Origin of the sequence: Campylobacter armoricus, from assembly GCF_013372105.1 — a bacterium.
Classification (GTDB): Bacteria; Campylobacterota; Campylobacteria; order Campylobacterales; family Campylobacteraceae; genus Campylobacter_D; species Campylobacter_D armoricus.
In genome coordinates, this window is record NZ_CP053825.1 from 130784 (window position 1) to 151568 (window position 20785).

Genomic DNA, 20785 nt, shown 5'->3' on the forward strand with positions numbered 1-20785 from the left:
AACTTATATGTAATTTAAAAAGGTAAGAAAATTTAAATTTTTGTTTTATCAGAATGAAAATTCATTCTGATAATTTTTTAGTTTGTTTTTTTAGGGAAGCAAAAGCGATAACCTCTACGACGCACCGTTTCTATAGTAGAGATATTAAGCGGTTTATCCATTTTTTGTCTAATTTGATTGATTGCAACTTCAATAACATTTGGAGTTACTAATTCAGGTTCCTCCCATATTGCGTCTAGGAGTTGTTCTTTTGAAACAATTTGATCAGAGTGTCTAGCTAGGTGAGTTAAAACTTCAAAAGGTTTACCTTTTAATTCAATATCTTTACCTTGATAAGTAATTTTTTCTTCATCTGGATCAATAATCAAATCATCTATTTTAATTACATTGGTTCCGCCAAATCTAAGCCTAGCTTCAATTCTTGCCATTAAAATATCAAAATCTAAAGGCTTTTTTATATAATCATCAGCACCAGCTTTTAATGCTTTGATTTCATTTTCTTTATTTGCTTTTGAGCAAATTGCTATTATAGCAGTTCTTGGAGATTTATGTTTTATAACATTAATCAAATCACTTGCATCAGAACTTCCGATTATCCAGTTTGATAACACTAAATCATAATGTCTAATACCTATAAAATACTCAGCGTCTTTAAAATTTTCTGAAGTATCACTTTGATATCCAAATTCAGTTAAAGCATTAGATAGTGTTTTGTTTAGTGATGCTTCATTTTCTACAACTAAAATGCGCATTTTATTCCTTATTGAAGAATTTTTATGCGAAAGCATAGCATAAATTAAGCAAATATTCAAAATTCTTTAAAAATTTTTAATATTTTTTGACGATACTTGCTCCAACAAGTGCGTTTTTTATAACATCTGGTTTATAGCAAGTAATGCTTATAAATTTAAGCTTTTTATGATATTTTTTTATGCTTTTGCATAGATATTTTAAAGATTTTTCTATAGTTTTAAATTTTTTCTTTTTGTAAATTATTTCAATTTTTTCGCATAATTTAGCATAATCTAAAAAATTTTTACTTTTTGCTTCTAATTCTATAAGAACTTTTTGTTCTTGAATTCTCTCATAGTCCAAAAGACCTATAATACATTTAAATTCTAAATTTATTTTTATATGACTTTGCATTCTTGTTTTCCAATAAGTCTTAAAATATTTGGTATATGCTTATAAACTACTATAAAAGCAATGATAAAAATAGGTGCATGTGTATTGATAACTGGTATTTCATAGTGAAAAATAAAAGAGGTGGTGATTAAAACTATCAAAGCACCAAGAGAAGCTAAACTTGAAATTTTAAAAACTTTTCCTATAACAAACCATGTTAAAAACGCACATATAATTTCAAAAGGTAAAAATACTGCTAAAACTCCAGCCCCAGTAGCCACTCCTTTGCCACCTTCAAATTTTAAATAAGGTGAAAAGCAATGCCCAAATACTGCCAAAACAGCCATAGTCCATAAAATATTTTCATCATAACCTAAATTTTTCACAATTAATATAGGTAAAATTCCTTTTAAAGCATCTAAAACAATGGTTGCTATAGCAAGCGCTTTGGCAAGTTTTGGATCACTTTTTTTTACTACCCTTAAAACATTAGTTGCACCTATGCTTTTACTTCCTGTATTTTTGATATTTGTTTTAGCAAAAATTTGAGCTAGTAAAAGACCAAATGGTATGGCACCTATAAGATAAGCTAAAAGATAAATTATCAAATTTTCCATTCTATATTTCACTCTATTAAAATAATTTAGACAAATAATATATCAAAAGTAACAATAAAAAAAACTGAAATTAATATTTAAGAGATATTTTATCTTATAATAATTTTTATTTATAAATATAAATTTTTTATTTTATTTAAAGAAAATTATAGATATATTTTCAATAAGTTTATTTTAAATAAGCTTTATTTTATCTTATTTCTAGGAGTAGATAATGAAAAAAATTTCATTATTAGTTGCATCATCATTATTAGTTGCATCAACTGCTTTAGCTAATGATAAAGCTTTATTAGATGAAGCAAAATCTGCAGGTTTAGCACCACTGCCAAAAGATCAAGCAGGCGTTGAAAAGCTTTTAAAAGAAATGGGCATTAAGGCTAGTAAATTTTCTAAAGAAAAAGCCAATCTTGGTAAGAAATTATATTTTGAGCCAAGACTTTCTAAAAGTGGTTTGATTTCTTGTAATACCTGTCATAATTTAGGTATGGGTGGTGCTGATGGTATAGCTGCTGCTGTAGGACATAAATGGACTGCTAATCCACATCATTTAAATTCGCCAACCGTTTATAATTCAGTGTTAAATTCAACTCAATTTTGGGATGGTAGAGCAGGAACTTTAGCAGATCAAGCAAAAGGTCCAATCGAAGCAGAGCCTGAAATGGCAACTCCGGCAAAATTAGCAGTAGAAAAAATTTCTTCTATGCCAGAATATGTAAAAGAATTTAAAAAAATATATGGTGGCGATGGAGTAACTTTTGACAATATTGCAGATGCTATTGCTACATTTGAAAGAACACTTTTAACTCCATCTAAATTTGATAAATTCTTAGAAGGTGATACTAAAGCTTTAAGTAAAAAAGAAAAAGAAGGTTTAAAAACTTTTATTGATAAAGGTTGTACAGCTTGCCACACTGGAGTAAATTTAGGTGGTAGTATGCAAGCTTTCCAAGTAGCAGCACAATATAAATTTGCTAATATTGGTGATTTTAAAGGTGATGCAAATGGTTTAGTTAAAACTCCAACATTAAGAAATATAGCTGAAACAGCTCCGTATTTCCACAATGGTGCTATTTGGTCTTTACAAGAAGCAATTAAAGAAATGGGTAGTGTTCAACTTGGTATAGAAATTTCTGATAAAGAAGCAGCTTCTATAGAAATTTTCTTAAATGCTTTAACAGGTAAAAAACCAAACATTACTTATCCTCAGTTACCAAAAGCAACTGAAAAAACTCCAAAACCAGAGCTTTGATAAAGTTTTCCCTAAAGTTCATTCTTTAGGGAAATATTATTTATAATTAAATATATTCAATTCTTTCTTATTTTTTAAATTACTATTTTCATTGTATTTGCAATGATAATATATAAACAATATAATTATTGATTTATATGTTTTTTGTGTATAATTTTAAATAATTATTCATTTAACTTAAGGATTTGTTTATGAAAAATAAATTTCTGTTTAGTATTGTTATTGCAACGGCAGTTTTATTTAGTGCATGTGCTAATTATGCAAAAGTAAATAATGACTTGGAACAAAAATTAGTTCAAAAGGTGTGTTCTAAGGATTTTTTTATTCAAGAAATGGCTAAGGTAGATAAAAATGATGATCCAGTTTATGTGGGATTAAATGCAGGTTTAATTGCAAAAAATTGTGGCGATTTTAATCTTAGTAATGAATTTTTTGATAAGGTAGAAGAATCTTATCAGGTTGATGTTGATTTAAGAAGCGGTGTTCAAAAAGTTGCTAAAACAGCTGCAACTACATTGATAAATGATTCTATATTAGATTATGATGGTTCCTTATATGAAAGAATTATGGTTAATGTATATAAGGGCTTAAATTTTATGAGCGAAGGTGATTTTAATAATGCAAGAGTAGAATTTAAAAGAGCATTACTCCGTCAAGATAGAGCAAAAGATTACTTTAAAGCCCAAATTGCTAAAAACAAAGCAGAATTAGAAAAGGCCAAAAAAGAAGATCCAAATTTTAATAAAAACTTTACCGATTCAGCAAAACAAATAAACGCTCAGTATGATGCTTTATTTGAAGAATTTTCAACAAGCAAAAATTTCACAAATCCTTATGCGACTTATTTGGCTTCAATTTTTTATTATATGAGTAAAGATTATACCTTAGCCAAAGACTTATTTAAAGAGATTAAAGTTTTAAATCCAAAAAATGGTGAAATCAATAAAGAATGGAAGATAATAAGTCGTACTCATAAAGATAAAAAATATATTTTTGTGGTGTATGAAAATGGTTTTGGTGTGATAAAAGATGAATTTAAATTAACCTTACCTCTTATTTTAAATGATACACTAACTACAGCTTCTATTGCGTTGCCTACTTTAAAGAAAAGAAGTCAATCTTTTGAGTATTTAAGTGTAAATGATGCTAATACTACAAAATTAGTTGATTTAGATAATGTTGTAGCAAGTGAGTTTAAATTTGAACAACCAGCAATAGTTACAAAGGCTGTAGTTTCTGCTATTTTAAAAACAACATTAAATGCAGCAGTTGCTAATAATGACTCAACAGGAGGATTTTTAAGTTTAGCTAGTGGTATTGTAACAGCCGCAACAACTCAAGCTGATGTTAGATCTTGGAGAGGATTGCCGCAAAATATTGGTGTTGTTATAGTAAAAAATACAGGCAAGGTTGTAATTAAAACTCCTAATAAAAGTGAATTATTTAATAAACAAGTTAATCCAAATAAAAATGTATTGATTATAGTGCGTTCTTTTACTCCTAGTATTGCTCCAAGCATAAATATTATAGAAAAATGAAAAAGATAATTTTTTTATTGTTATTAAATTGTATGTTATTGGTTTCACAAGATGCTCTTGATACAAACTTTAAACATACAAATGTAAAAAGTGTAAAAGAAAGAATAAATAATGCAGGATTATTAGAAGTGCAGATTATTTTTTATAGTTCTGTTGATAAAAAACTTTCTTATAAAATAGAATGGTTTGATAAAGATGGTTTTGTGTTAAAAAATACTATTGATAGAAACTATAAAAATATTAACTTATTAGCTAAACAAGAGTATATTATACAAAATATAGCTAGTAATAAGGAAGCAAAAAAATATAAAATATATATTAAATAAAAAAGGATAAATAATGAAAAAAATTAAAATTTTAACAAGTGTGGCAATTATAGGTGTTTTATTTAGTGCGTGTATGCAACAACCTGCTTATGTAGATGGAACTGCAGCTAAAGTAAAGAAAGGCGATTCTTTAAGCATGGCTTTAACTGGTGAAGATTTTGATAATACCGCTAAAGAAATGCTAAATAGTTTGTTTAGTTCAGGATATGTTGTCAAAAAAATAGGAAATTCGGGTAAGGCGGTAGTTGCAGTCTATGATGTAGTAAATAACACTGCTTTGAGAATTGATACTAGAAATTTGACTGATTTGATGGTAGAAGAGCTTATAAATTCGGGTAAATTTGCAGCTTCAGCTACTCAAGGTAATGATAATGCAACCCAAAATAATATGGATGAGCTTATAAGTGATAAAGATGATGATAGGTATGATAAAGCAACAGTGTCAAAAAAATACACTCAAATCAGTGCTTCTTTAACTTTACAAGGAAGAATTGATCAGCAAAATGTAAAGTTAAACAATGGAAAAACTCAAGTTGAGTATTTTTTTGTAATGAAATTAGCTGAAAAAGTTAGTGGTTTGGTGGTATGGCAAAAAACTAATAGAATCAATAAGCTTGGTTCAAGTAAAACCGTAAGTTGGTAATAATAAAATAATAAGGAAAGATATGATGAAAAAAAGATTTATTATTGGATCATTATTGGTAGTTAGTTTTCTTTATGCTCAAGCAACTTCACAGGTTGAAATCACTCAAGAAGATGTTAAAGTTCAAAATGAAATATCTGATGCAAGCTCTAAGGATATTTCCCCTAAATCACTAGATGATTTTTTCGAAGAATTTGCTAAAGATTTTAATATAGAATATGGAGTAACAAAAAAAGGAAAAACTTTTTACACAGGTAGAAGCGAAGTATCAATAAATGATAATGACCCTCAATTTGCACAAGCTTTACAAAATGCTTATCAAAGAGCTATGTTAAATTTGCAAACAGAATTTATCAAAGATGCTTTTGGAAGAATAGCTGTTAGTAAAATACAAAATTATGAATCTGATGGATCTTCTAATGCAAAAGAATTTGAAGAGCTTTCAAAAGGTGGAGTTTTATCACAAATTTTTGACAAGCTTACTCAACTTACTGGAGCAAAATTAGATAAAGCATTAAAAGATTTAGGTATAAATGTAGAAGGTTTAACAGAAGAAAGAAAAAAGACATTATTAAAAAAAGAATTTCTTAGTAAAACTATAACAACTGCTGTTGGTTCTATGAGTGGTTTAGTTCCTGTTCAAACTATAATTACACAAAGAAGAGGACAATATGATATAGGTGTAATTGCTGTTGTATCAAGTAAAACGCGTCAACTTGCAAAAGATATGGCACTATCACGCAAAAGCAATATAACTGGAAAAGGAAAAAATATTAGTGAATATTTGCCTCAAGATGATAAAGGTTTTCTTAATGAATATGGTATTCGTTTAGTTTATGATGAAAAAGGCTTGCCAGTAATTTTAAGTTATGGAAATTGGGGGTATGTTGCTGATGCTAATAATGCTAAGAAAACAAATATTTTAGAAGATAAAGCTAAAAACACTGCAGCAACAATGGCTGATGTAGCTATTGTTGAATTTATTAATACAAATTTAAGTCTTGTTGATGAAACTACAACTGGAGAAAGTTATGAAGAAATCATCAAGCAAAGTTTTAATATAAATGACAATACTACTCAAGAAGAAACTCAAAATTTTATGAATATTATCGAAAAAATAAATACAAAAATAAAGGCTAGTGCTAGTGGAAAAATTCGTGGTATATCAACATTAAAAAAATGGAGTTATACAAGCGATAATGGTGTAGAGCATGTTGGGGTTGTAAGATTTTATTCTTATGCTAATGTGGCAAATATCAATGAAACATTAAATCCAAAATCTTCTAAAGTTCCTATTAAAAAATCTTCTTCAAATATCCAAAGAAGTTCTAATGTTGTAAATGATATAGATGATTTTTAGGAATATTTTATGAGATATTTAATAGTTTGTATCATAGGTTTATTTTTACACTTAAATTTGAATGCAAAGATTGTTAGTTCTACTTCTAGTTATTCAAGCAGTGGTGAAGGTGTTGGGGTAACTAGAGATGAGGCTGTGAATAACGCCATTATAGAAGCCATTGGAAAATTAAATGGAGTTAGTATTGATTCAGCAAAAGAAGTTTTTATTAATATTGATTCAGATAGTAAAAAAACTAATATTAAGGATAATTATAAAGAAGAGCTTTTAAAGGTTACAAAAGGTAAGATAGATACCTACGAGATTAATAATATAGAACAAAACGATAAAGGATATACTGCTAGTGTAACGGTTTTTAAAACGACTATAAGCAAAAAATACCAAACCCCAGGCTTAAATTCTAACAACAGAAGAAATATTACGATTTTTAGTACTTCTTCTAGTTATAAAGAGCTTAGCAATATTTTGCAACAAAAAATAATTACAAATTTAATTCAAAGCAGAAAATTTAATGTTTTAGATCGTGATTCTAAGGGTTATTATGATATGGAAAAAGCTTTGATAAAATCTCCTGATGCATATAAAGATGAAATATATAAATTAAAGAATGTTTTGGCTACTGATTATATATTATTATTTAATGTTGGTGGAGTTGATCTTAAAACGAAAGGTAGCAGAAATAAAATAGATGTTGTGGTGGATTATCGTGTGCTTTTATTTGCTACAAGGCAGATTAAATTTTCAAACACTTTAACCATGTCAGCTTCTATTAAAGGCGATTCTTTAGTTGCAAGTGAAAAGCTAAGTGAAAAAATAGCAAAGAAAATTTCAGATGATATATTAAATGCTATTTATCCTTTAAAAATTGCACAAGTTAGCAACAATGAAGTAGTTTTTTCGCAAACTTTAAGCAATGATGATATTTATGAGTGTTATTCTTTGGGTGAAGTGATAAAGGATGTTTATACTAAAGAAAATACAGCAAGAATAGAAACAAAAAGTGGAAAGGTTCAAATTATACGCTCAACACCAAAATTATCATATGCAAAAATTCTTGAAGGAAGTGTTAAAAAAGGAGATATTTGCAGGCCTTTAGATGATGGTGGTGTTGGAATGGAAAAACAACATAGTGTTAATCAAAATGGCACAGTAAATTTAGGATGGTAATTAACCTAAATTTAAAATTATTTGAGTATAATCTCAAGTTTTAACCACTAAAGCTTTCTAAATTTATGTTTTATACATAATGCTTTATGGTGCTACCAAAATATTTTAAGAAAGGATAGCTATGTATGCTATTATAAAACACAGCGGAAAGCAATATAGAGTAAGCCAAGGTGATGAGCTTAAACTAGATCGTTTTGAAGCTGAAGTAAAATCAAGTGTAGAAGTAAGCGAAGTTCTTGCTGTATGCGATAAAGAATTAAAGGTAGGTGCGCCTTTTGTTGCGGGTGCAAAAGTTGTTTTAGAAGTGGTTGCTCATGGAAAAGACAAAAAAGTTGTTATATACAAAAAAAGACGCAGAAAAGACTCTAAGCTAAAACGCGGTTTTAGAAGACAATTTACTCGCGTTAGAGTAGTAGATATTAAAGCATAAGGAGTAAAGAATGGCACACAAGAAAGGTCAAGGTTCAACTCAGAATAATCGTGATTCTATAGGTCGTCGTCTAGGTGTTAAAAAATTTGGTGGAGAATTTGTTCGTGCTGGTAATATTATCATCCGCCAAAGAGGAACAGCAACTCATGCAGGTAATAATGTAGGCATGGGAAAAGATCATACAATTTTTGCTTTAATTGATGGTTTTGTAAAATTCGAAAGAAAAGATAAAAATAGAAAAAAAGTTTCTGTTTATCCTGCATAATTTTTAAGGCTACTTTGTAGCCTTTTTCTTCTTTTTAATCTTAATATATTAAAAAAATTATAATATCATTTTAAAAAATTTATACTTTGGTGATTATATGTTTATAGATAATGTGAAACTTGTTTTAAGTTCGGGTAATGGTGGTAAAGGTGCAGTAAGTTTTCGCCGTGAAAAACATGTGCCACTTGGTGGACCTGATGGTGGTGATGGCGGAAATGGAGGTCATGTATATTTTATCTGCGATAATAATACTCATACCTTAGTTCATTTTAAAGGTAAAAAAGAGCTTAAGGCTCAAAATGGCCAACCAGGTTTAGGGCGAAATAAAAATGGTAAAAGAGGGGAAAATTTAGAATTAATTGTTCCGCAAGGAACCCAAGTAATTGATGCACAAAGTGGAGAAGTTTTGCTTGATATGCTTGTTGAAGGTCAAAAAGAATTATTTTTAAAAGGTGGTAAAGGCGGTCTTGGCAATACTCATTTTAAAAACTCCACTAATCAACGTCCAGATTATGCCCAACCAGGTGTTGCAGGAAAAACTTTAAGTGTGCGTTTAGAATTAAAACTCATAGCAGATGTAGGGCTTGTTGGTTTTCCAAATGTAGGAAAATCCACTCTTATAAGTGTAGTATCTAATGCAAAACCTGAAATTGCTAATTATGAATTTACCACTCTAACCCCAAAGCTTGGTATGGTTGAGGTGGATGATTATAATTCTTTTGTAATGGCGGATATCCCAGGTATTATAGAAGGCGCGAGCGATGGAAAAGGTTTGGGATTTGAATTTTTAAGACACATAGAAAGGACTTCATTTTTACTTTTTGTGCTTGATCCGTTAAGAGAAATGAGTTTGAAAGAACAATTTTGTATCTTAAGAAAGGAATTGGAAAAATTTTCAAGCAAGCTTTATGCAAGAAATTTTGGAATAATGCTTTCAAAAAGTGATAGTGTAAATTTAGGTGAGGAATTTGCTCAAAAAATGGAGGATGATTATAGTGAATTAAAAGCTTATTTGCAAAGTCAAAACAATCCACAAAGTTTTTTGATTAAAGTATCAAGTCTTGAAAAAACAGGACTTAAAGATCTTAAATTTATGCTTTTAGAGGAGATTAAAAAATTAAGAAAAAACGAAAAATGATGAAAAATAAAAAGCCAAAAAACAACACTTTGTAATTAATTATAGCTTTAATCCATTTTAATTATTTTATGTATCTTATTATCTTGGTAAAATTTAATGCTTGTTTTTTTGGAATTTTTGATTTATTTTAGGAATTGGTTATTTTATTTATACTAAAATCAATTATAAAAATTTCTTTATAAAAAAGGGAATTATGGCAAGTAGCGAAGATTTTAAAGATTTTGTTTTAGAGCAACTTAGATTTTGTGAAAGCAAAATTGTTTTTAGTGCAAGAAAGATGTTTGGTGAATATTGTATTTATGCTGATAATAAGCCTATATTTTTACTTTGTGATGATGTTTTATATGTCAAACAATTTTCTTTTTTAAATGAACTTTTAAAAGATAACGATTTGGGCATTCCCTATCCAAAAGCTAAACAATGGTATATTTTAGATATTGAAGATATTGAAATTCTAAAAAAGGTAATTGAAAAATTTGCAAGCAAAATGTAAAAATGGTTTAAATATAGATTTTATCCAAGAATATATCAAGTCTAATTTTAAAGGCTTGGTATATAAATTTACCTATAAAGAACATAGCTTTTTTTATAATCCCGATAAGGTTTTAAAAAATGGAGTTTATTTTTGTACTATTAAAGAAAATGATGGCATAAATGATAATGCTTCGAATTTAAATAGAGAAGGTGTGTTTCGTCTAAGTTGCTCTCTTTGTGATCAAGATTACCAAAATCTTTTTGGTCAAAAACCTAAAAAAGCTTTAAAGGGGGAGGTTGTTAGTTTAAATTATGATTTTTCTATGCTTGATTTTATCATGCCTCATCCAATTTATGCTTATATGGGATATATTTGTATTAATAGTCCTTCTAGAAAAAATTTCGAAATTTTTAAAGATTATCTTGAGCTTTCATATCAAAAAGCTATAAAAACCTACCAAAAAAGAATAAAAAGCAATTAAATATCTTTTAAAACCTTAAAATTATAAAATTTACACATATTTAATATAATACACTATTTGATAATAGGAAAATCATGAAAAATATTATTTTTATGGGGACTCCCTCTTATGCAACTTGTATTTTAAAAGAGCTTGTTAATAAAGGGTTTAATGTCCAAGCTTTATTAACCCAGCCTGATAAACCTGTGGGAAGAAAGCAAATTTTAACTCCAAGTGATACTAAAAAATTTGTTTTAGAAAATAATTTAAATATAGAAATTTTCACTCCAAAAACCTTAAAAGATGAAAACATAATTAATGAAATAAAAAGTTTAAAACCTGATTTTATAGTTGTTGCTGCTTATGGGAAAATTTTGCCAAAAGAAATTTTAGATATTGCTCCTTGCATAAACTTACATGCTTCGTTGTTACCAAAGTATCGTGGTGCTTCTCCTATACAAAGTGCTATTTTAAATGGGGATAAAATAAGTGGAATTTGTACTATGCTTATGGAAGAAGGTCTTGATAGTGGTGCAATTTTAGAAAGCATAGAATGCAATATCGAGGGTAAAAATTCAGTAGAAGTTTTTACTATGCTTTCAAATTTAGCAGCTAAGCTTACTATTTCTACGCTTTTGAATTTTGAAAAAATTATTCCAAAAAAACAAGATGAAAGTTTAGTTACACATTGTAAAAAAATCAAAAAAGAAGATGGGTTGATTGCTTTGGATAATGCAAATGAAATTTATCAAAAATTTTTAGCTTTTACACCTTGGCCTGGAATTTTTTTAGAAAATGGTATGAAATTTTTAGATATAGAATTAGTTGATAGTGAAAAAAATCAAGACTCAGGTGTGGTTTTGCAAATAGAGAAGGAAAGCTTTTTGCTTTCATGTAAAAAAGGTATTTTAAGGATTAAAATTTTACAAGAAAGTGGAAAAAAAGCCTTAGATGCTAAGACTTATTTGAATGGAAAAAGGTTAAAACTTGGAGATAGTTTATTTTGATGAGCTTGAATCAACACAAATTTATTTAAGTGATAAAATCCGTAGTGGAGAAATTACTAGCAGCACTGCTATTTGTGCTTTTATTCAAAGTGCTGGTATAGGTAGTAGGGATAATACTTGGCAAAGCAAGCAAGGAAATTTACATGTTTCATTTTGTATAAAAATACAAGAATTAACACAAGATCTTCCTTTGGCTTCTGCTAGTATATATTTTGCATTTTTAATGAAAGAGGTATTGCAAAGACAAAATTCAAAAGTATGGATTAAATGGCCTAATGATTTTTATATAGATGATAAAAAAATAGGTGGATTAATGAGTTCTAAAATCAATGATTTTTTGGTTGTAGGAATGGGAATTAATCTTAAATATGCTCCATTTAATGCTGAAATTTTAGATATAGAAGTAGATATACAAAAACTTTTAATTGAATATTTTTCTTATGTAGATGAGAAAATTTTATGGAAGAATATTTTTAGCAAGTATATGTTAGAATTTGAAAAATCAAGAAATTTTTTTATACACAATGAAGGTAAAATTTTATCTTTAAAAGATGCTTTGTTGTATAAAGATGGTTCTATATTGTTAGATAATAAAAGGATATATAGTTTAAGATGAGTGAGATAATAACTATTGCAAATCAAAAAGGTGGAGTAGGTAAAACTACTACTGCTATTAATCTAGCAGCTTCTTTAGCGGTAGCTGAAAAAAAAGTTCTTTTGATAGATATTGACCCACAAGCGAATGCTACAACAGGACTTGGTTTTAATAGAAGTAATTATGAATATAATATTTATCATGTTTTTATAGGTAGAAAAAAGCTTTCTGAGATTATTTTAAAAACTGAACTTCCACAATTATATTTAGCTCCTTCAAATATTTCTTTAGTTGGGATTGAACAAGAAGTTGTAAAAGAAAGTGGTGAGTATAGAACAATTTTAAGAGAAAAAATTAAAGAGATTGCTAAAGATTATGATTTTATTATCATCGATTCACCTCCTGCACTTGGAAGTATCACGGTAAATGCATTTGCAGCAAGTGATAGTGTTATTATTCCTATACAATGTGAGTTTTATGCACTTGAAGGCGTGGCGATGGTTTTAAACACCATAAAATTTGTGAAAAAAACTATTAATCCAAAGCTAAAAATCAAAGGTTTTTTACCGACTATGTATAGCTCGCAAAATAATCTTTCAAAAGACACCGTAGAAGATTTAAAGCAAAATTTCAAACAAAAATTATTTAGAACAGGTGATAATGAAGATGATTTTATCATTATACCAAGGAATGTAAAATTAGCTGAAAGTCCAAGTTATGGAAAACCTATAATACTTTATGATATAAAATCTCCAGGTTCAGTGGCATATCAAAATTTAGCACATTCTATATTAGGATAAAAAATGGCAAAAAAAAGTGCATTAGGAAGAGGTTTAAGTAGCATTTTAGCTGATATTGATGAAGTTTATGAAAAAGAACTAGGCTCCAATGAAGGTAGAATAGAGGAAATTGATATAGAATTAATTAGCCCAAATCCTTATCAACCAAGAAAAAATTTTAATACGCAAGCTTTGGAAGAGCTTGCAGGATCTATTAAAGAATATGGTTTGATTCAGCCTATAGTTGTTTTTAAAAAAGATGAATTTAACTATATTTTAATAGCAGGTGAGAGAAGATATAGGGCATGCAAGTTTTTAGGAAAAGAGCAAATTAAAGCCATTGTTTTAAATGTTAATGATATAAAATTAAGAGAAATAGCCTTAATAGAAAATATTCAAAGAGAAAATTTAAATCCTATAGAGTTGGCACATTCATACAAAGAACTATTAGAAATTCATAATATTACTCAAGAAAAATTGGCCGATCTTATTCATAAATCAAGACCACAAATTGCTAATACGCTAAGACTTTTAAATTTAAATAAACAAACACAAGATTTTATTATTGAAGGCAAAATTTCTCAAGGTCATGCAAAAGTTTTAGTGGGACTTGAAAAGGATAAAGAAAAAATGATAGTTGATACTATCATAGGTCAAAAGCTTAATGTAAGAGATACAGAAAAGTTAATTAAAAATTTTAAAAACAAAAATACAAATAATAAAAAGTATCAATCTATAATAAAATTAAAAGAAAAATTAAATAATTTAGGCTTTAAAACACAGAGTAAAAATTTAAAATTGACTATAGAATTTATAGATGAAGATGAGGTAGTAAAATTTATAAGAACATTGGATTAAATATGTTTTTAGGTATATTTTGATAAAATAAAAAGATTTATTTTATTTTAGGAGTATTAATGTTTAATGATGTACATTTTTCCATCATGATAGCTACAGGTGTTATTTTTTTACTTTTAATAGTGATTTTAAATTCCATGCTTTATAAACCTTTGATTAAATTTATGGATTCTAGAGATTTAACTATTAAAAATGATGAAGAAAAAATGAAAAAAAACTCTGATGATATTTCAAATGTTGAGATTGAATTAGAAAAAATTCATATCCAAACAAGAGATGAGATTAATCAAATTAAATCTAAAGCAATTGAAGAAGCAAAATTTAAACAGGAGAAAGAATTATCAGCACGAAAAAAAGAACTGGAAGAGCAAATGGTTGTATTTCTCAAAAGTCTTAAAGAAAAAGAAAAAGAATTAAAAGAAGAAATGCGTTTAAAAATGCCAGAATTTAAACATAGCTTTAAGCAAAGCTTAAATAAAATTTAAAGGAAAGACGATGAAAAATTTTTTAGTATTGATATTTCCTTTTTATGCTTTTGCAGCAGGTAATGGAAGTGGAGAATACGATATAATTCCAAGAGTGGTTAATTTTATTTTATTTGCTGCTATTTTGTATTATTTCATTGCAACTCCTTTGAAGAATTTTTACAATGGAAGAATTACAAAAATTGCTTCTAGAATGAATGAAATTCAAGAAAAGCTTATTGCAAGTAAAAATCATAAATTAGAAATGATGAAAAAGCTTGATTTGGCAAAACAAGAAGCTATTAATGCGGTTGTGTTGGCGAAAAAAGAGGCTGAAATTATTGCTGATAAAATTGATAATGAAACAAAAATGGAACTTAAAGCATTAGAAAAAACATTTGAAGAGCATAAAGAATACGAAATGAGAAGAATGGAAAAAGAAGTTGTTCAGGCGGTGTTGGATGAAATTTTTGATGATGAGAGTTTGCAATTGCAGCAAAAAGAAATTTTAAATATTATGATGAAAAAGGTATCTTAATGGAAAATGTAATTGCAAAAACTTATGCTAAAGCTATATTAGAAAGAAATGATTTTGAATTTTTTTATAATAATTTAATATTACTTAGTTCTGCGTATAATTGTGAGAAATTTATAAATATTTTAAATTCTTATGAAGTAAAACAAGAAAAGAAATTAGAATTGCTGCTTTCTTTGTTGGATAATGTTAGTGATACTTTTAAAAATTTTCTTGCTTTAGTTATTAATAATAATAGAGAAATGTTGATTCCGGATATTACTAAAGAATTAAGTGAGCAAAAAGCATTAAAAGAGAATACCTTTTTAGGACAAGTTTATTCAAAAGAAGAGTTAAGCAAAGACGATATTAAAAATTTGGAAGAAAAACTTAGTCAAAAATTTAATGCAAATATTAGACTAGATAGTAAAATAAGTGATAACGACAGTGTAAAAATTAGCTTAGATGGACTTGGATATGAAATTTCATTTTCAATGCAAAATTTAAAAGCTAAAATGAATGAATATATATTAAAAGCAATTTAAGGAGACTTAATGAAATTTAAAGCAGATGAGATTAGTTCTATTATAAAAGAAAGAATTGAAAAATTTGATTTCAATCTTGAAATAGAAGAAACTGGTAAAATTATTTCAATTGCTGATGGTGTTGCTAAAGTATATGGACTTAAAAATGCTATGGCAGGAGAAATGGTTGAATTTGAAAATGGTGAAAAAGGTATGGTTCTTAACCTTGAAGAATCAAGTGTAGGTATCGTTATTTTGGGAAAAGGACTTGGTCTTAAAGAGGGGAGTTCTGTAAAAAGGTTAAAAAAACTTTTAAAAGTTCCAGTTGGTGATGCATTAATCGGGCGTGTTGTAAATGCTTTAGGCGAGCCAATTGATGCCAAAGGTGTGATTGAAGCTAGTGAATATCGTTTTGTTGAAGAAAAAGCAAAAGGTATTATGGCTAGAAAAAGTGTTCATGAGCCATTACATACAGGTATTAAAGCAATTGATGCTTTAGTTCCAATTGGTAGAGGACAAAGAGAGTTGATTATCGGCGATAGACAGACAGGTAAAACTACTGTTGCGATTGATACAATTATTAGTCAAAAAGGAAAAGATGTTGTTTGTATTTATGTTGCAATCGGTCAAAAACAAAGCACAGTTGCTCAAGTGGTTAAAAAACTTGAAGAGTACGGTGCAATGGATTATAGTATAGTTGTTAATGCAGGTGCTTCCGATCCTGCTGCACTGCAATATCTTGCACCATATACTGGTGTAACCATGGGTGAATATTTTAGAGATAATTCAAGACATGCTTTGATTGTTTATGATGATTTAAGCAAACACGCTGTTGCTTATCGTGAAATGTCATTGATTTTGCGTCGTCCTCCAGGTCGTGAAGCTTATCCAGGAGATGTGTTTTATTTGCATTCAAGATTACTTGAAAGAGCAAGCAAATTAAGTGATGAATTAGGAGCAGGAAGTTTAACAGCTTTACCAATCATCGAAACTCAAGCAGGCGATGTTTCAGCGTATATTCCAACAAATGTTATTTCAATTACAGATGGTCAAATTTTCTTAGAAACTGATTTATTTAATTCAGGTATTCGTCCAGCAATTAATGTTGGTCTTTCTGTATCCCGTGTTGGTGGTGCTGCTCAAATTAAAGCAACAAAACAAGTTTCAGGAACACTAAGATTAGATTTGGCTCAATATAGAGAATTGCAAGCTTTTGCTCAATTTGCAAGTGATTTAGATGAAGCTAGTAGAAAACAATTAGAGCGTGGACAAAGAATGGTTGAGGTGTTAAAGCAACCTCCGTATTCACCACTTTCAGCAGAAAATCAAGTTGTAATGATTTATGCAGGAACTAAGGGATATTTAGATGATATTGCTGTTTCAAAAATTGGTGAATTTGAAACAGCTTTGTATCCGTTTATTGAAGCTAAATATCCAGAGATTTTTGAGCAAATTAGAACAAAAAAAGCTTTAGATAAAGATTTAGAAGAAAAATTAGCTAAAGCATTGAGTGAGTTTAAAGCAAACCACATATAAGGTTTTTAAATGTCTAATTTAAAAGAAATTAAAAGAAAAATAAAAAGTGTTCATAATACACAAAAAACAACAAATGCAATGAAGCTTGTTTCTACTGCTAAACTTAGAAAAGCAGAAGAAGCAGCTAAAAAATCAAAAGTTTTTGCTCAAAAAATTGATGAAGTTTTATCAGAAATTGCATTCAAGATTAATCAATACAATGGTGTTGATGATAAACTTCTTTTTTTTAGAAAAAAAGATAATATAGAAAAAGTAGATATTATTTTTATTACTGCTGATAAAGGTTTATGCGGTGGTTTTAATATAAAAACCATTAAGGCTGTTAATGAAATGCTTGAAGAATGTAAAGCAAAAAAAATAAAAGTAAGGTTAAGAGCCATTGGAAAAACCGGTATAGAATATTTTAATTTTCAAAATATTGAAATTTTAGAGAAATATTTAGATACTAGCTCAAGCCCAAATTACGAAAAAGCATGTTTGATAATTCAAAGTGCTGTGGATGATTTTGTGAATGAGGTTACAGATAAAGTTGTTATTATACATAATGGATATAAAAATATGATTTCTCAGGAAATTCGTATCAATGAATTGTTGCCAGTTCAAGCTATTGCAAGTAAAGAAGAACAAGATTCTCAATCTCTAATGGACTTAGAGCCTGAAGATGAGGAAATTTTAAACGACTTGTTAAAAACTTATTTTGAGTATAATATGTATTTTTCTTTAGTTGATTCTTTAGCAGCAGAGCATAGTGCAAGAATGCAAGCTATGGATAATGCTACTAATAATGCAAAAGCTAGAGTGAAACAGCTTAATTTAGCTTATAATAAAGCTAGACAAGAATCTATTACAACGGAATTGATAGAAATTATCAGTGGCGTTGAGTCAATGAAATAATTTTAGGAGTGATGATGCAAGGTTTTATTTCTCAAGTTTTAGGACCAGTTGTTGATGTGGAATTTAAAGATTATCTTCCACAAATTAATGAAGCAATTATAGTAAATTATGAGTTAGAAGGTAAGGAATGTAAATTAGTTCTTGAAGTAGCAGCACATTTGGGTGATAATAAAGTAAGAACTATTGCTATGGATATGACTGATGGCCTTGTAAGAGGTTTAAAAGTTGAAGCTACCGGCAATCCTATAAGCGTTCCTGTGGGTGAAAAAGTATTAGGAAGGATTTTTAATGTTACTGGAGATTTAATAGATGAGGGTGAAAATATAGATTTTGACAAAAAATGGTCTATACATAGAGATCCTCCTCCATTTGAAGAACAAAGTACGAAAAGTGAAATTTTTGAAACAGGTATTAAAGTAGTAGATTTATTAGCTCCTTATGCTAAAGGTGGTAAAGTAGGACTTTTTGGTGGTGCAGGTGTTGGTAAAACCGTTATTATTATGGAATTAATCCATAATGTTGCATTTAAACATAGTGGATATTCAGTATTTGCAGGCGTTGGCGAGAGAACGCGTGAAGGTAATGATCTATATAATGAGATGAAAGAAAGTAATGTTTTAGATAAAGTTGCATTATGTTATGGGCAAATGAACGAACCACCAGGAGCAAGAAATCGCATTGCTTTGACTGGTTTAACTATGGCTGAATATTTTAGAGATGAAATGGGACTTGATGTTTTAATGTTTATAGATAATATTTTTAGATTTTCTCAATCAGGTTCAGAAATGTCAGCACTTTTAGGAAGAATTCCTTCGGCTGTTGGTTACCAGCCAACTTTAGCTAGTGAAATGGGTAAATTCCAAGAAAGAATTACTTCAACTAAGAAAGGTTCTATTACTTCAGTTCAAGCTGTATATGTACCAGCAGATGACTTGACTGACCCTGCACCAGCAACTGTTTTTGCGCATTTGGATGCAACCACTGTTTTAAATAGATCAATTGCCGAAAAAGGTATTTATCCAGCAGTTGATCCACTTGATTCTACATCAAGAATGCTTGATCCTCAAATCATAGGTGAAGAGCACTATAAAGTAGCTCGTGGAGTTCAATCAGTATTGCAAAAATACAAGGACTTACAAGATATAATTGCAATTTTAGGTATGGATGAGCTAAGCGAAGAAGATAAATTAATTGTTGAAAGAGCAAGAAAAATTGAAAAATTCTTATCTCAACCATTCTTTGTAGCTGAAGTATTTACTGGAAGTCCAGGGAAATATATCTCTCTTGAAGAAACTATAGCTGGTTTTAAAGGCATTTTAGAAGGTAAATATGATGATTTACCGGAAAATGCTTTCTATATGGTGGGTAATATAGATGAAGCTATAGCAAAAGCTGAAACGCTTAAAGAGGTAAGTAGAAAAGATGTTTGTCTAGATAATTGTAAAGTGGATAAAGCTAAAAAAGGTTAATTTTATGAAAGATTTAATATCTTTAGAAATTATTACTCCTCTTGGTATGATTTATCAAGGGGAAGTAAAACTAGTTGTTTTGCCAGGAAGTGAAGGAGAATTTGGAGTTTTAAGAGGTCATGCATCCTTGATTTCATCACTTAAAGCTGGAGTTATTGATATAGAAAAATCAGATTCAACTCACGAATTAATAGCGATTGATTCAGGTCATGCTAAAGTTTCTGAAACAAAAATTAGTGTATTAGCTAAAGGTGCTGTATGGGTTGGAGGAAATAGTGATAATGAAATTGCACAAAAATTAGAAGAAGCAAAAATGCTAATTAAATCAATGAGTAGCGATAGTACAGCTTTGGCATCTACTTTTGCTAAGCTAGATAATAGTGTAAGGCAAAGATAGTGGATTTTCAAGCTATTTTTCATTTTTTTGACAACACAAGTTTGGTCACATATGTAGTTTTAGTTTGGCTTTCTATGTATTTTATCCTTAGTTTTAGTATTTTATTTTCAAGATTGATGCTTATTAATAAATGGATACAAAATGAAAGTCAAGCTTTAGAAGCCTTAATGAAAGGTGAAAATGATTTAAGTCAAAGTGCATCAGTTTTGAAAAAATGCAAAGAAATTGATGAAACTAAAATGAATATCTATAAGAATTCGGTAGAAAAAAAAGCAACTATTGGATTAACTTGGCTGAGTATTGTAGCTTCTACTTCACCATTTATAGGGCTTTTTGGAACTGTTATTTCTATTCTTGAGACTTTTGGTGGTTTAGAAATGCAAAATTCATTAAGTATTATAGCTCCTAAGATTAGTGAAGCATTAGTCGCTACAGGATGTGGAATTTTAGTTGCAATTCCTGCATATAGTTTTCATTTGATTATAAAAAGAAAAGCTTATGAATTGATTAATATTTTAGATAGCGAAATTAAATTATTAATCAGTAATTTCTCGAAGGCATAATAAATGTTTTTAGAGGATAAACCAGAACTAAATATTACACCTTTAGTGGATATTATGCTGGTTTTATTAGCTATATTAATGGTTACAGCACCAAGTATTACATATGAGGAAAAAGTTCAACTTCCACAAGGCTCACAAAAGACTTCAAGTGCTCCTAATATAAAAAGTTTGATTGTAACTATTAATGCTAAAAAAGAGATTTTTATAGGAAAAGATAAATTTGATTTTGTAAGTTTTGCAGATAATATGAATGCGTTAAAAATTCAATATAATACTCAAGAAATTGTTTTTATAAGAGCAGATAAAAATTTAAAATATGATGATGTAATGAGTGTTTTGAGAACTATGAAACACTTGGGTTTTCAAAAAGTTGCTTTGCAAACTGAGTAAAA

At 28.7% G+C, this 20785-nt stretch carries 27 protein-coding genes; 24 read left to right on the forward strand and 3 right to left on the reverse strand.

Features of this window, described 5'->3' with window-relative positions; genetic code table 11:
- Nucleotides 1–77: 77 nt before the first annotated feature.
- From hsrA to plsY, 3 genes are all read right to left on the reverse strand, one after another.
- Nucleotides 78–752 carry a homeostatic response regulator transcription factor HsrA gene (hsrA, locus tag CARM_RS00720; protein ID WP_139426618.1) on the reverse strand — a complete coding sequence of 225 codons (675 nt, stop codon included), beginning with the start codon at nucleotides 750–752 and terminating at the stop codon, nucleotides 78–80.
- 76 nt (nucleotides 753–828) lie between these two features.
- Nucleotides 829–1146 (reverse strand): dihydroneopterin aldolase, encoded by a 318-nt coding sequence (locus CARM_RS00725; RefSeq protein WP_139426615.1) that lies wholly within the window; start codon nucleotides 1144–1146, stop codon nucleotides 829–831.
- Nucleotides 1131–1742, reverse strand: a complete 612-nt coding sequence (gene plsY / locus CARM_RS00730; RefSeq protein WP_139426613.1) for a glycerol-3-phosphate 1-O-acyltransferase PlsY — start codon at nucleotides 1740–1742, stop codon at nucleotides 1131–1133. Before plsY ends, CARM_RS00725 begins: the two co-directional genes overlap by 16 nt.
- A gap of 214 nt (nucleotides 1743–1956) precedes the next feature.
- Here plsY and CARM_RS00735 point away from each other — a divergent pair, with 214 nt between their 5' ends.
- The 24 genes from CARM_RS00735 to CARM_RS00850 all read left to right on the forward strand — a co-directional run bounded on the left by CARM_RS00735 (nucleotide 1957) and on the right by CARM_RS00850 (nucleotide 20783).
- On the forward strand, nucleotides 1957–2991 hold the full coding sequence (locus CARM_RS00735; RefSeq protein WP_139426611.1) for a cytochrome-c peroxidase: 1035 nt from the start codon (nucleotides 1957–1959) through the stop codon (nucleotides 2989–2991).
- A 191-nt stretch (nucleotides 2992–3182) separates the two neighbouring features.
- Nucleotides 3183–4529: a COG3014 family protein gene (locus CARM_RS00740; protein ID WP_139426609.1), complete on the forward strand. Its 1347-nt coding sequence runs from the start codon at nucleotides 3183–3185 to the stop codon at nucleotides 4527–4529.
- Nucleotides 4526–4855 carry a YcfL family putative periplasmic lipoprotein gene (locus CARM_RS00745; protein ID WP_139426607.1) on the forward strand — a complete coding sequence of 110 codons (330 nt, stop codon included), beginning with the start codon at nucleotides 4526–4528 and terminating at the stop codon, nucleotides 4853–4855. The genes CARM_RS00740 and CARM_RS00745 overlap by 4 nt, the downstream gene beginning before the upstream one ends.
- Before the next feature lie 13 nt (nucleotides 4856–4868).
- Entirely contained in the window at nucleotides 4869–5498 is a 630-nt protein-coding gene (gene lpoB / locus CARM_RS00750; RefSeq protein WP_139426605.1) for a penicillin-binding protein activator LpoB, read from the forward strand.
- Nucleotides 5499–5523: 25 nt separating this feature from the next.
- Nucleotides 5524–6858: a DUF6844 domain-containing protein gene (locus CARM_RS00755; RefSeq protein WP_139426630.1), complete on the forward strand. Its 1335-nt coding sequence runs from the start codon at nucleotides 5524–5526 to the stop codon at nucleotides 6856–6858.
- Nucleotides 6859–6867: 9 nt separating this feature from the next.
- Complete coding sequence (locus tag CARM_RS00760) at nucleotides 6868–8025, forward strand: hypothetical protein (RefSeq protein ID WP_139426603.1); 1158 nt, start codon at nucleotides 6868–6870, stop codon at nucleotides 8023–8025.
- Nucleotides 8026–8146: 121 nt separating this feature from the next.
- Nucleotides 8147–8455 (forward strand): 50S ribosomal protein L21, encoded by a 309-nt coding sequence (gene rplU / locus CARM_RS00765; RefSeq protein ID WP_039666480.1) that lies wholly within the window; start codon nucleotides 8147–8149, stop codon nucleotides 8453–8455.
- Nucleotides 8456–8465: 10 nt separating this feature from the next.
- Complete coding sequence (rpmA, locus tag CARM_RS00770; RefSeq protein WP_002862355.1) at nucleotides 8466–8720, forward strand: 50S ribosomal protein L27; 255 nt, start codon at nucleotides 8466–8468, stop codon at nucleotides 8718–8720.
- Nucleotides 8721–8817: 97 nt separating this feature from the next.
- On the forward strand, nucleotides 8818–9858 hold the full coding sequence (gene obgE / locus CARM_RS00775; RefSeq protein WP_139426601.1) for a GTPase ObgE: 1041 nt from the start codon (nucleotides 8818–8820) through the stop codon (nucleotides 9856–9858).
- Between the two features lie 193 nt (nucleotides 9859–10051).
- Complete coding sequence (locus tag CARM_RS00780; RefSeq protein WP_139426599.1) at nucleotides 10052–10351, forward strand: TfoX/Sxy family protein; 300 nt, start codon at nucleotides 10052–10054, stop codon at nucleotides 10349–10351.
- A complete protein-coding gene (locus tag CARM_RS00785; protein WP_139426597.1) occupies nucleotides 10326–10814 on the forward strand; it encodes a DUF6194 family protein in 489 nt (162 codons plus the stop codon). The genes CARM_RS00780 and CARM_RS00785 overlap by 26 nt, the downstream gene beginning before the upstream one ends.
- Nucleotides 10815–10888: 74 nt before the next feature.
- Nucleotides 10889–11800 (forward strand): methionyl-tRNA formyltransferase, encoded by a 912-nt coding sequence (gene fmt / locus CARM_RS00790; protein ID WP_139426594.1) that lies wholly within the window; start codon nucleotides 10889–10891, stop codon nucleotides 11798–11800.
- A complete protein-coding gene (locus CARM_RS00795) occupies nucleotides 11781–12416 on the forward strand; it encodes a biotin--[acetyl-CoA-carboxylase] ligase (RefSeq protein WP_139426592.1) in 636 nt (211 codons plus the stop codon). Before fmt ends, CARM_RS00795 begins: the two co-directional genes overlap by 20 nt.
- Complete coding sequence (locus tag CARM_RS00800) at nucleotides 12413–13195, forward strand: ParA family protein (RefSeq protein ID WP_012660935.1); 783 nt, start codon at nucleotides 12413–12415, stop codon at nucleotides 13193–13195. Before CARM_RS00795 ends, CARM_RS00800 begins: the two co-directional genes overlap by 4 nt.
- Before the next feature lie 3 nt (nucleotides 13196–13198).
- On the forward strand, nucleotides 13199–14032 hold the full coding sequence (locus CARM_RS00805; RefSeq protein ID WP_139426591.1) for a ParB/RepB/Spo0J family partition protein: 834 nt from the start codon (nucleotides 13199–13201) through the stop codon (nucleotides 14030–14032).
- 59 nt (nucleotides 14033–14091) lie between these two features.
- Complete coding sequence (locus CARM_RS00810; RefSeq protein ID WP_139426589.1) at nucleotides 14092–14517, forward strand: FoF1 ATP synthase subunit B'; 426 nt, start codon at nucleotides 14092–14094, stop codon at nucleotides 14515–14517.
- A 10-nt stretch (nucleotides 14518–14527) separates the two neighbouring features.
- Complete coding sequence (locus CARM_RS00815) at nucleotides 14528–15034, forward strand: F0F1 ATP synthase subunit B (RefSeq protein ID WP_139426587.1); 507 nt, start codon at nucleotides 14528–14530, stop codon at nucleotides 15032–15034.
- Nucleotides 15034–15555, forward strand: coding sequence for a F0F1 ATP synthase subunit delta (locus CARM_RS00820; RefSeq protein WP_139426585.1), 522 nt, complete (start codon nucleotides 15034–15036; stop codon nucleotides 15553–15555). Before CARM_RS00815 ends, CARM_RS00820 begins: the two co-directional genes overlap by 1 nt.
- Nucleotides 15556–15564: 9 nt before the next feature.
- Entirely contained in the window at nucleotides 15565–17070 is a 1506-nt protein-coding gene (gene atpA / locus CARM_RS00825; protein ID WP_139426583.1) for a F0F1 ATP synthase subunit alpha, read from the forward strand.
- Between the two features lie 9 nt (nucleotides 17071–17079).
- On the forward strand, nucleotides 17080–17964 hold the full coding sequence (atpG, locus tag CARM_RS00830) for an ATP synthase F1 subunit gamma (RefSeq protein WP_139426581.1): 885 nt from the start codon (nucleotides 17080–17082) through the stop codon (nucleotides 17962–17964).
- A gap of 14 nt (nucleotides 17965–17978) precedes the next feature.
- Nucleotides 17979–19433: a F0F1 ATP synthase subunit beta gene (atpD, locus tag CARM_RS00835; protein WP_139426579.1), complete on the forward strand. Its 1455-nt coding sequence runs from the start codon at nucleotides 17979–17981 to the stop codon at nucleotides 19431–19433.
- 4 nt (nucleotides 19434–19437) lie between these two features.
- Complete coding sequence (gene atpC, locus CARM_RS00840; RefSeq protein WP_139426577.1) at nucleotides 19438–19830, forward strand: ATP synthase F1 subunit epsilon; 393 nt, start codon at nucleotides 19438–19440, stop codon at nucleotides 19828–19830.
- Nucleotides 19830–20393 (forward strand): MotA/TolQ/ExbB proton channel family protein, encoded by a 564-nt coding sequence (locus tag CARM_RS00845; protein ID WP_139426575.1) that lies wholly within the window; start codon nucleotides 19830–19832, stop codon nucleotides 20391–20393. The genes atpC and CARM_RS00845 overlap by 1 nt, the downstream gene beginning before the upstream one ends.
- Before the next feature lie 3 nt (nucleotides 20394–20396).
- Complete coding sequence (locus CARM_RS00850) at nucleotides 20397–20783, forward strand: ExbD/TolR family protein (RefSeq protein ID WP_139426573.1); 387 nt, start codon at nucleotides 20397–20399, stop codon at nucleotides 20781–20783.
- Nucleotides 20784–20785: the final 2 nt, after the last annotated feature.

Bases quoted from the DNA above. Each gene is read 5' to 3' on its own strand.
- hsrA (WP_139426618.1), bottom strand. From the start codon at position 752: ATGCGCATTTTAGTTGTAGAAAATGAAGCATCACTAAACAAAACACTA.
- CARM_RS00725 (WP_139426615.1), bottom strand. From the start codon at position 1,146: ATGCAAAGTCATATAAAAATAAATTTAGAATTTAAATGTATTATAGGT.
- plsY (WP_139426613.1), bottom strand. From the start codon at position 1,742: ATGGAAAATTTGATAATTTATCTTTTAGCTTATCTTATAGGTGCCATA.
- CARM_RS00735 (WP_139426611.1), top strand. From the start codon at position 1,957: ATGAAAAAAATTTCATTATTAGTTGCATCATCATTATTAGTTGCATCA.
- CARM_RS00740 (WP_139426609.1), top strand. From the start codon at position 3,183: ATGAAAAATAAATTTCTGTTTAGTATTGTTATTGCAACGGCAGTTTTA.
- CARM_RS00745 (WP_139426607.1), top strand. From the start codon at position 4,526: ATGAAAAAGATAATTTTTTTATTGTTATTAAATTGTATGTTATTGGTT.
- lpoB (WP_139426605.1), top strand. From the start codon at position 4,869: ATGAAAAAAATTAAAATTTTAACAAGTGTGGCAATTATAGGTGTTTTA.
- CARM_RS00755 (WP_139426630.1), top strand. From the start codon at position 5,524: ATGAAAAAAAGATTTATTATTGGATCATTATTGGTAGTTAGTTTTCTT.
- CARM_RS00760 (WP_139426603.1), top strand. From the start codon at position 6,868: ATGAGATATTTAATAGTTTGTATCATAGGTTTATTTTTACACTTAAAT.
- rplU (WP_039666480.1), top strand. From the start codon at position 8,147: ATGTATGCTATTATAAAACACAGCGGAAAGCAATATAGAGTAAGCCAA.
- rpmA (WP_002862355.1), top strand. From the start codon at position 8,466: ATGGCACACAAGAAAGGTCAAGGTTCAACTCAGAATAATCGTGATTCT.
- obgE (WP_139426601.1), top strand. From the start codon at position 8,818: ATGTTTATAGATAATGTGAAACTTGTTTTAAGTTCGGGTAATGGTGGT.
- CARM_RS00780 (WP_139426599.1), top strand. From the start codon at position 10,052: ATGGCAAGTAGCGAAGATTTTAAAGATTTTGTTTTAGAGCAACTTAGA.
- fmt (WP_139426594.1), top strand. From the start codon at position 10,889: ATGAAAAATATTATTTTTATGGGGACTCCCTCTTATGCAACTTGTATT.
- CARM_RS00800 (WP_012660935.1), top strand. From the start codon at position 12,413: ATGAGTGAGATAATAACTATTGCAAATCAAAAAGGTGGAGTAGGTAAA.
- CARM_RS00805 (WP_139426591.1), top strand. From the start codon at position 13,199: ATGGCAAAAAAAAGTGCATTAGGAAGAGGTTTAAGTAGCATTTTAGCT.
- CARM_RS00810 (WP_139426589.1), top strand. From the start codon at position 14,092: ATGTTTAATGATGTACATTTTTCCATCATGATAGCTACAGGTGTTATT.
- CARM_RS00815 (WP_139426587.1), top strand. From the start codon at position 14,528: ATGAAAAATTTTTTAGTATTGATATTTCCTTTTTATGCTTTTGCAGCA.
- CARM_RS00820 (WP_139426585.1), top strand. From the start codon at position 15,034: ATGGAAAATGTAATTGCAAAAACTTATGCTAAAGCTATATTAGAAAGA.
- atpA (WP_139426583.1), top strand. From the start codon at position 15,565: ATGAAATTTAAAGCAGATGAGATTAGTTCTATTATAAAAGAAAGAATT.
- atpG (WP_139426581.1), top strand. From the start codon at position 17,080: ATGTCTAATTTAAAAGAAATTAAAAGAAAAATAAAAAGTGTTCATAAT.
- atpD (WP_139426579.1), top strand. From the start codon at position 17,979: ATGCAAGGTTTTATTTCTCAAGTTTTAGGACCAGTTGTTGATGTGGAA.
- atpC (WP_139426577.1), top strand. From the start codon at position 19,438: ATGAAAGATTTAATATCTTTAGAAATTATTACTCCTCTTGGTATGATT.
- CARM_RS00850 (WP_139426573.1), top strand. From the start codon at position 20,397: ATGTTTTTAGAGGATAAACCAGAACTAAATATTACACCTTTAGTGGAT.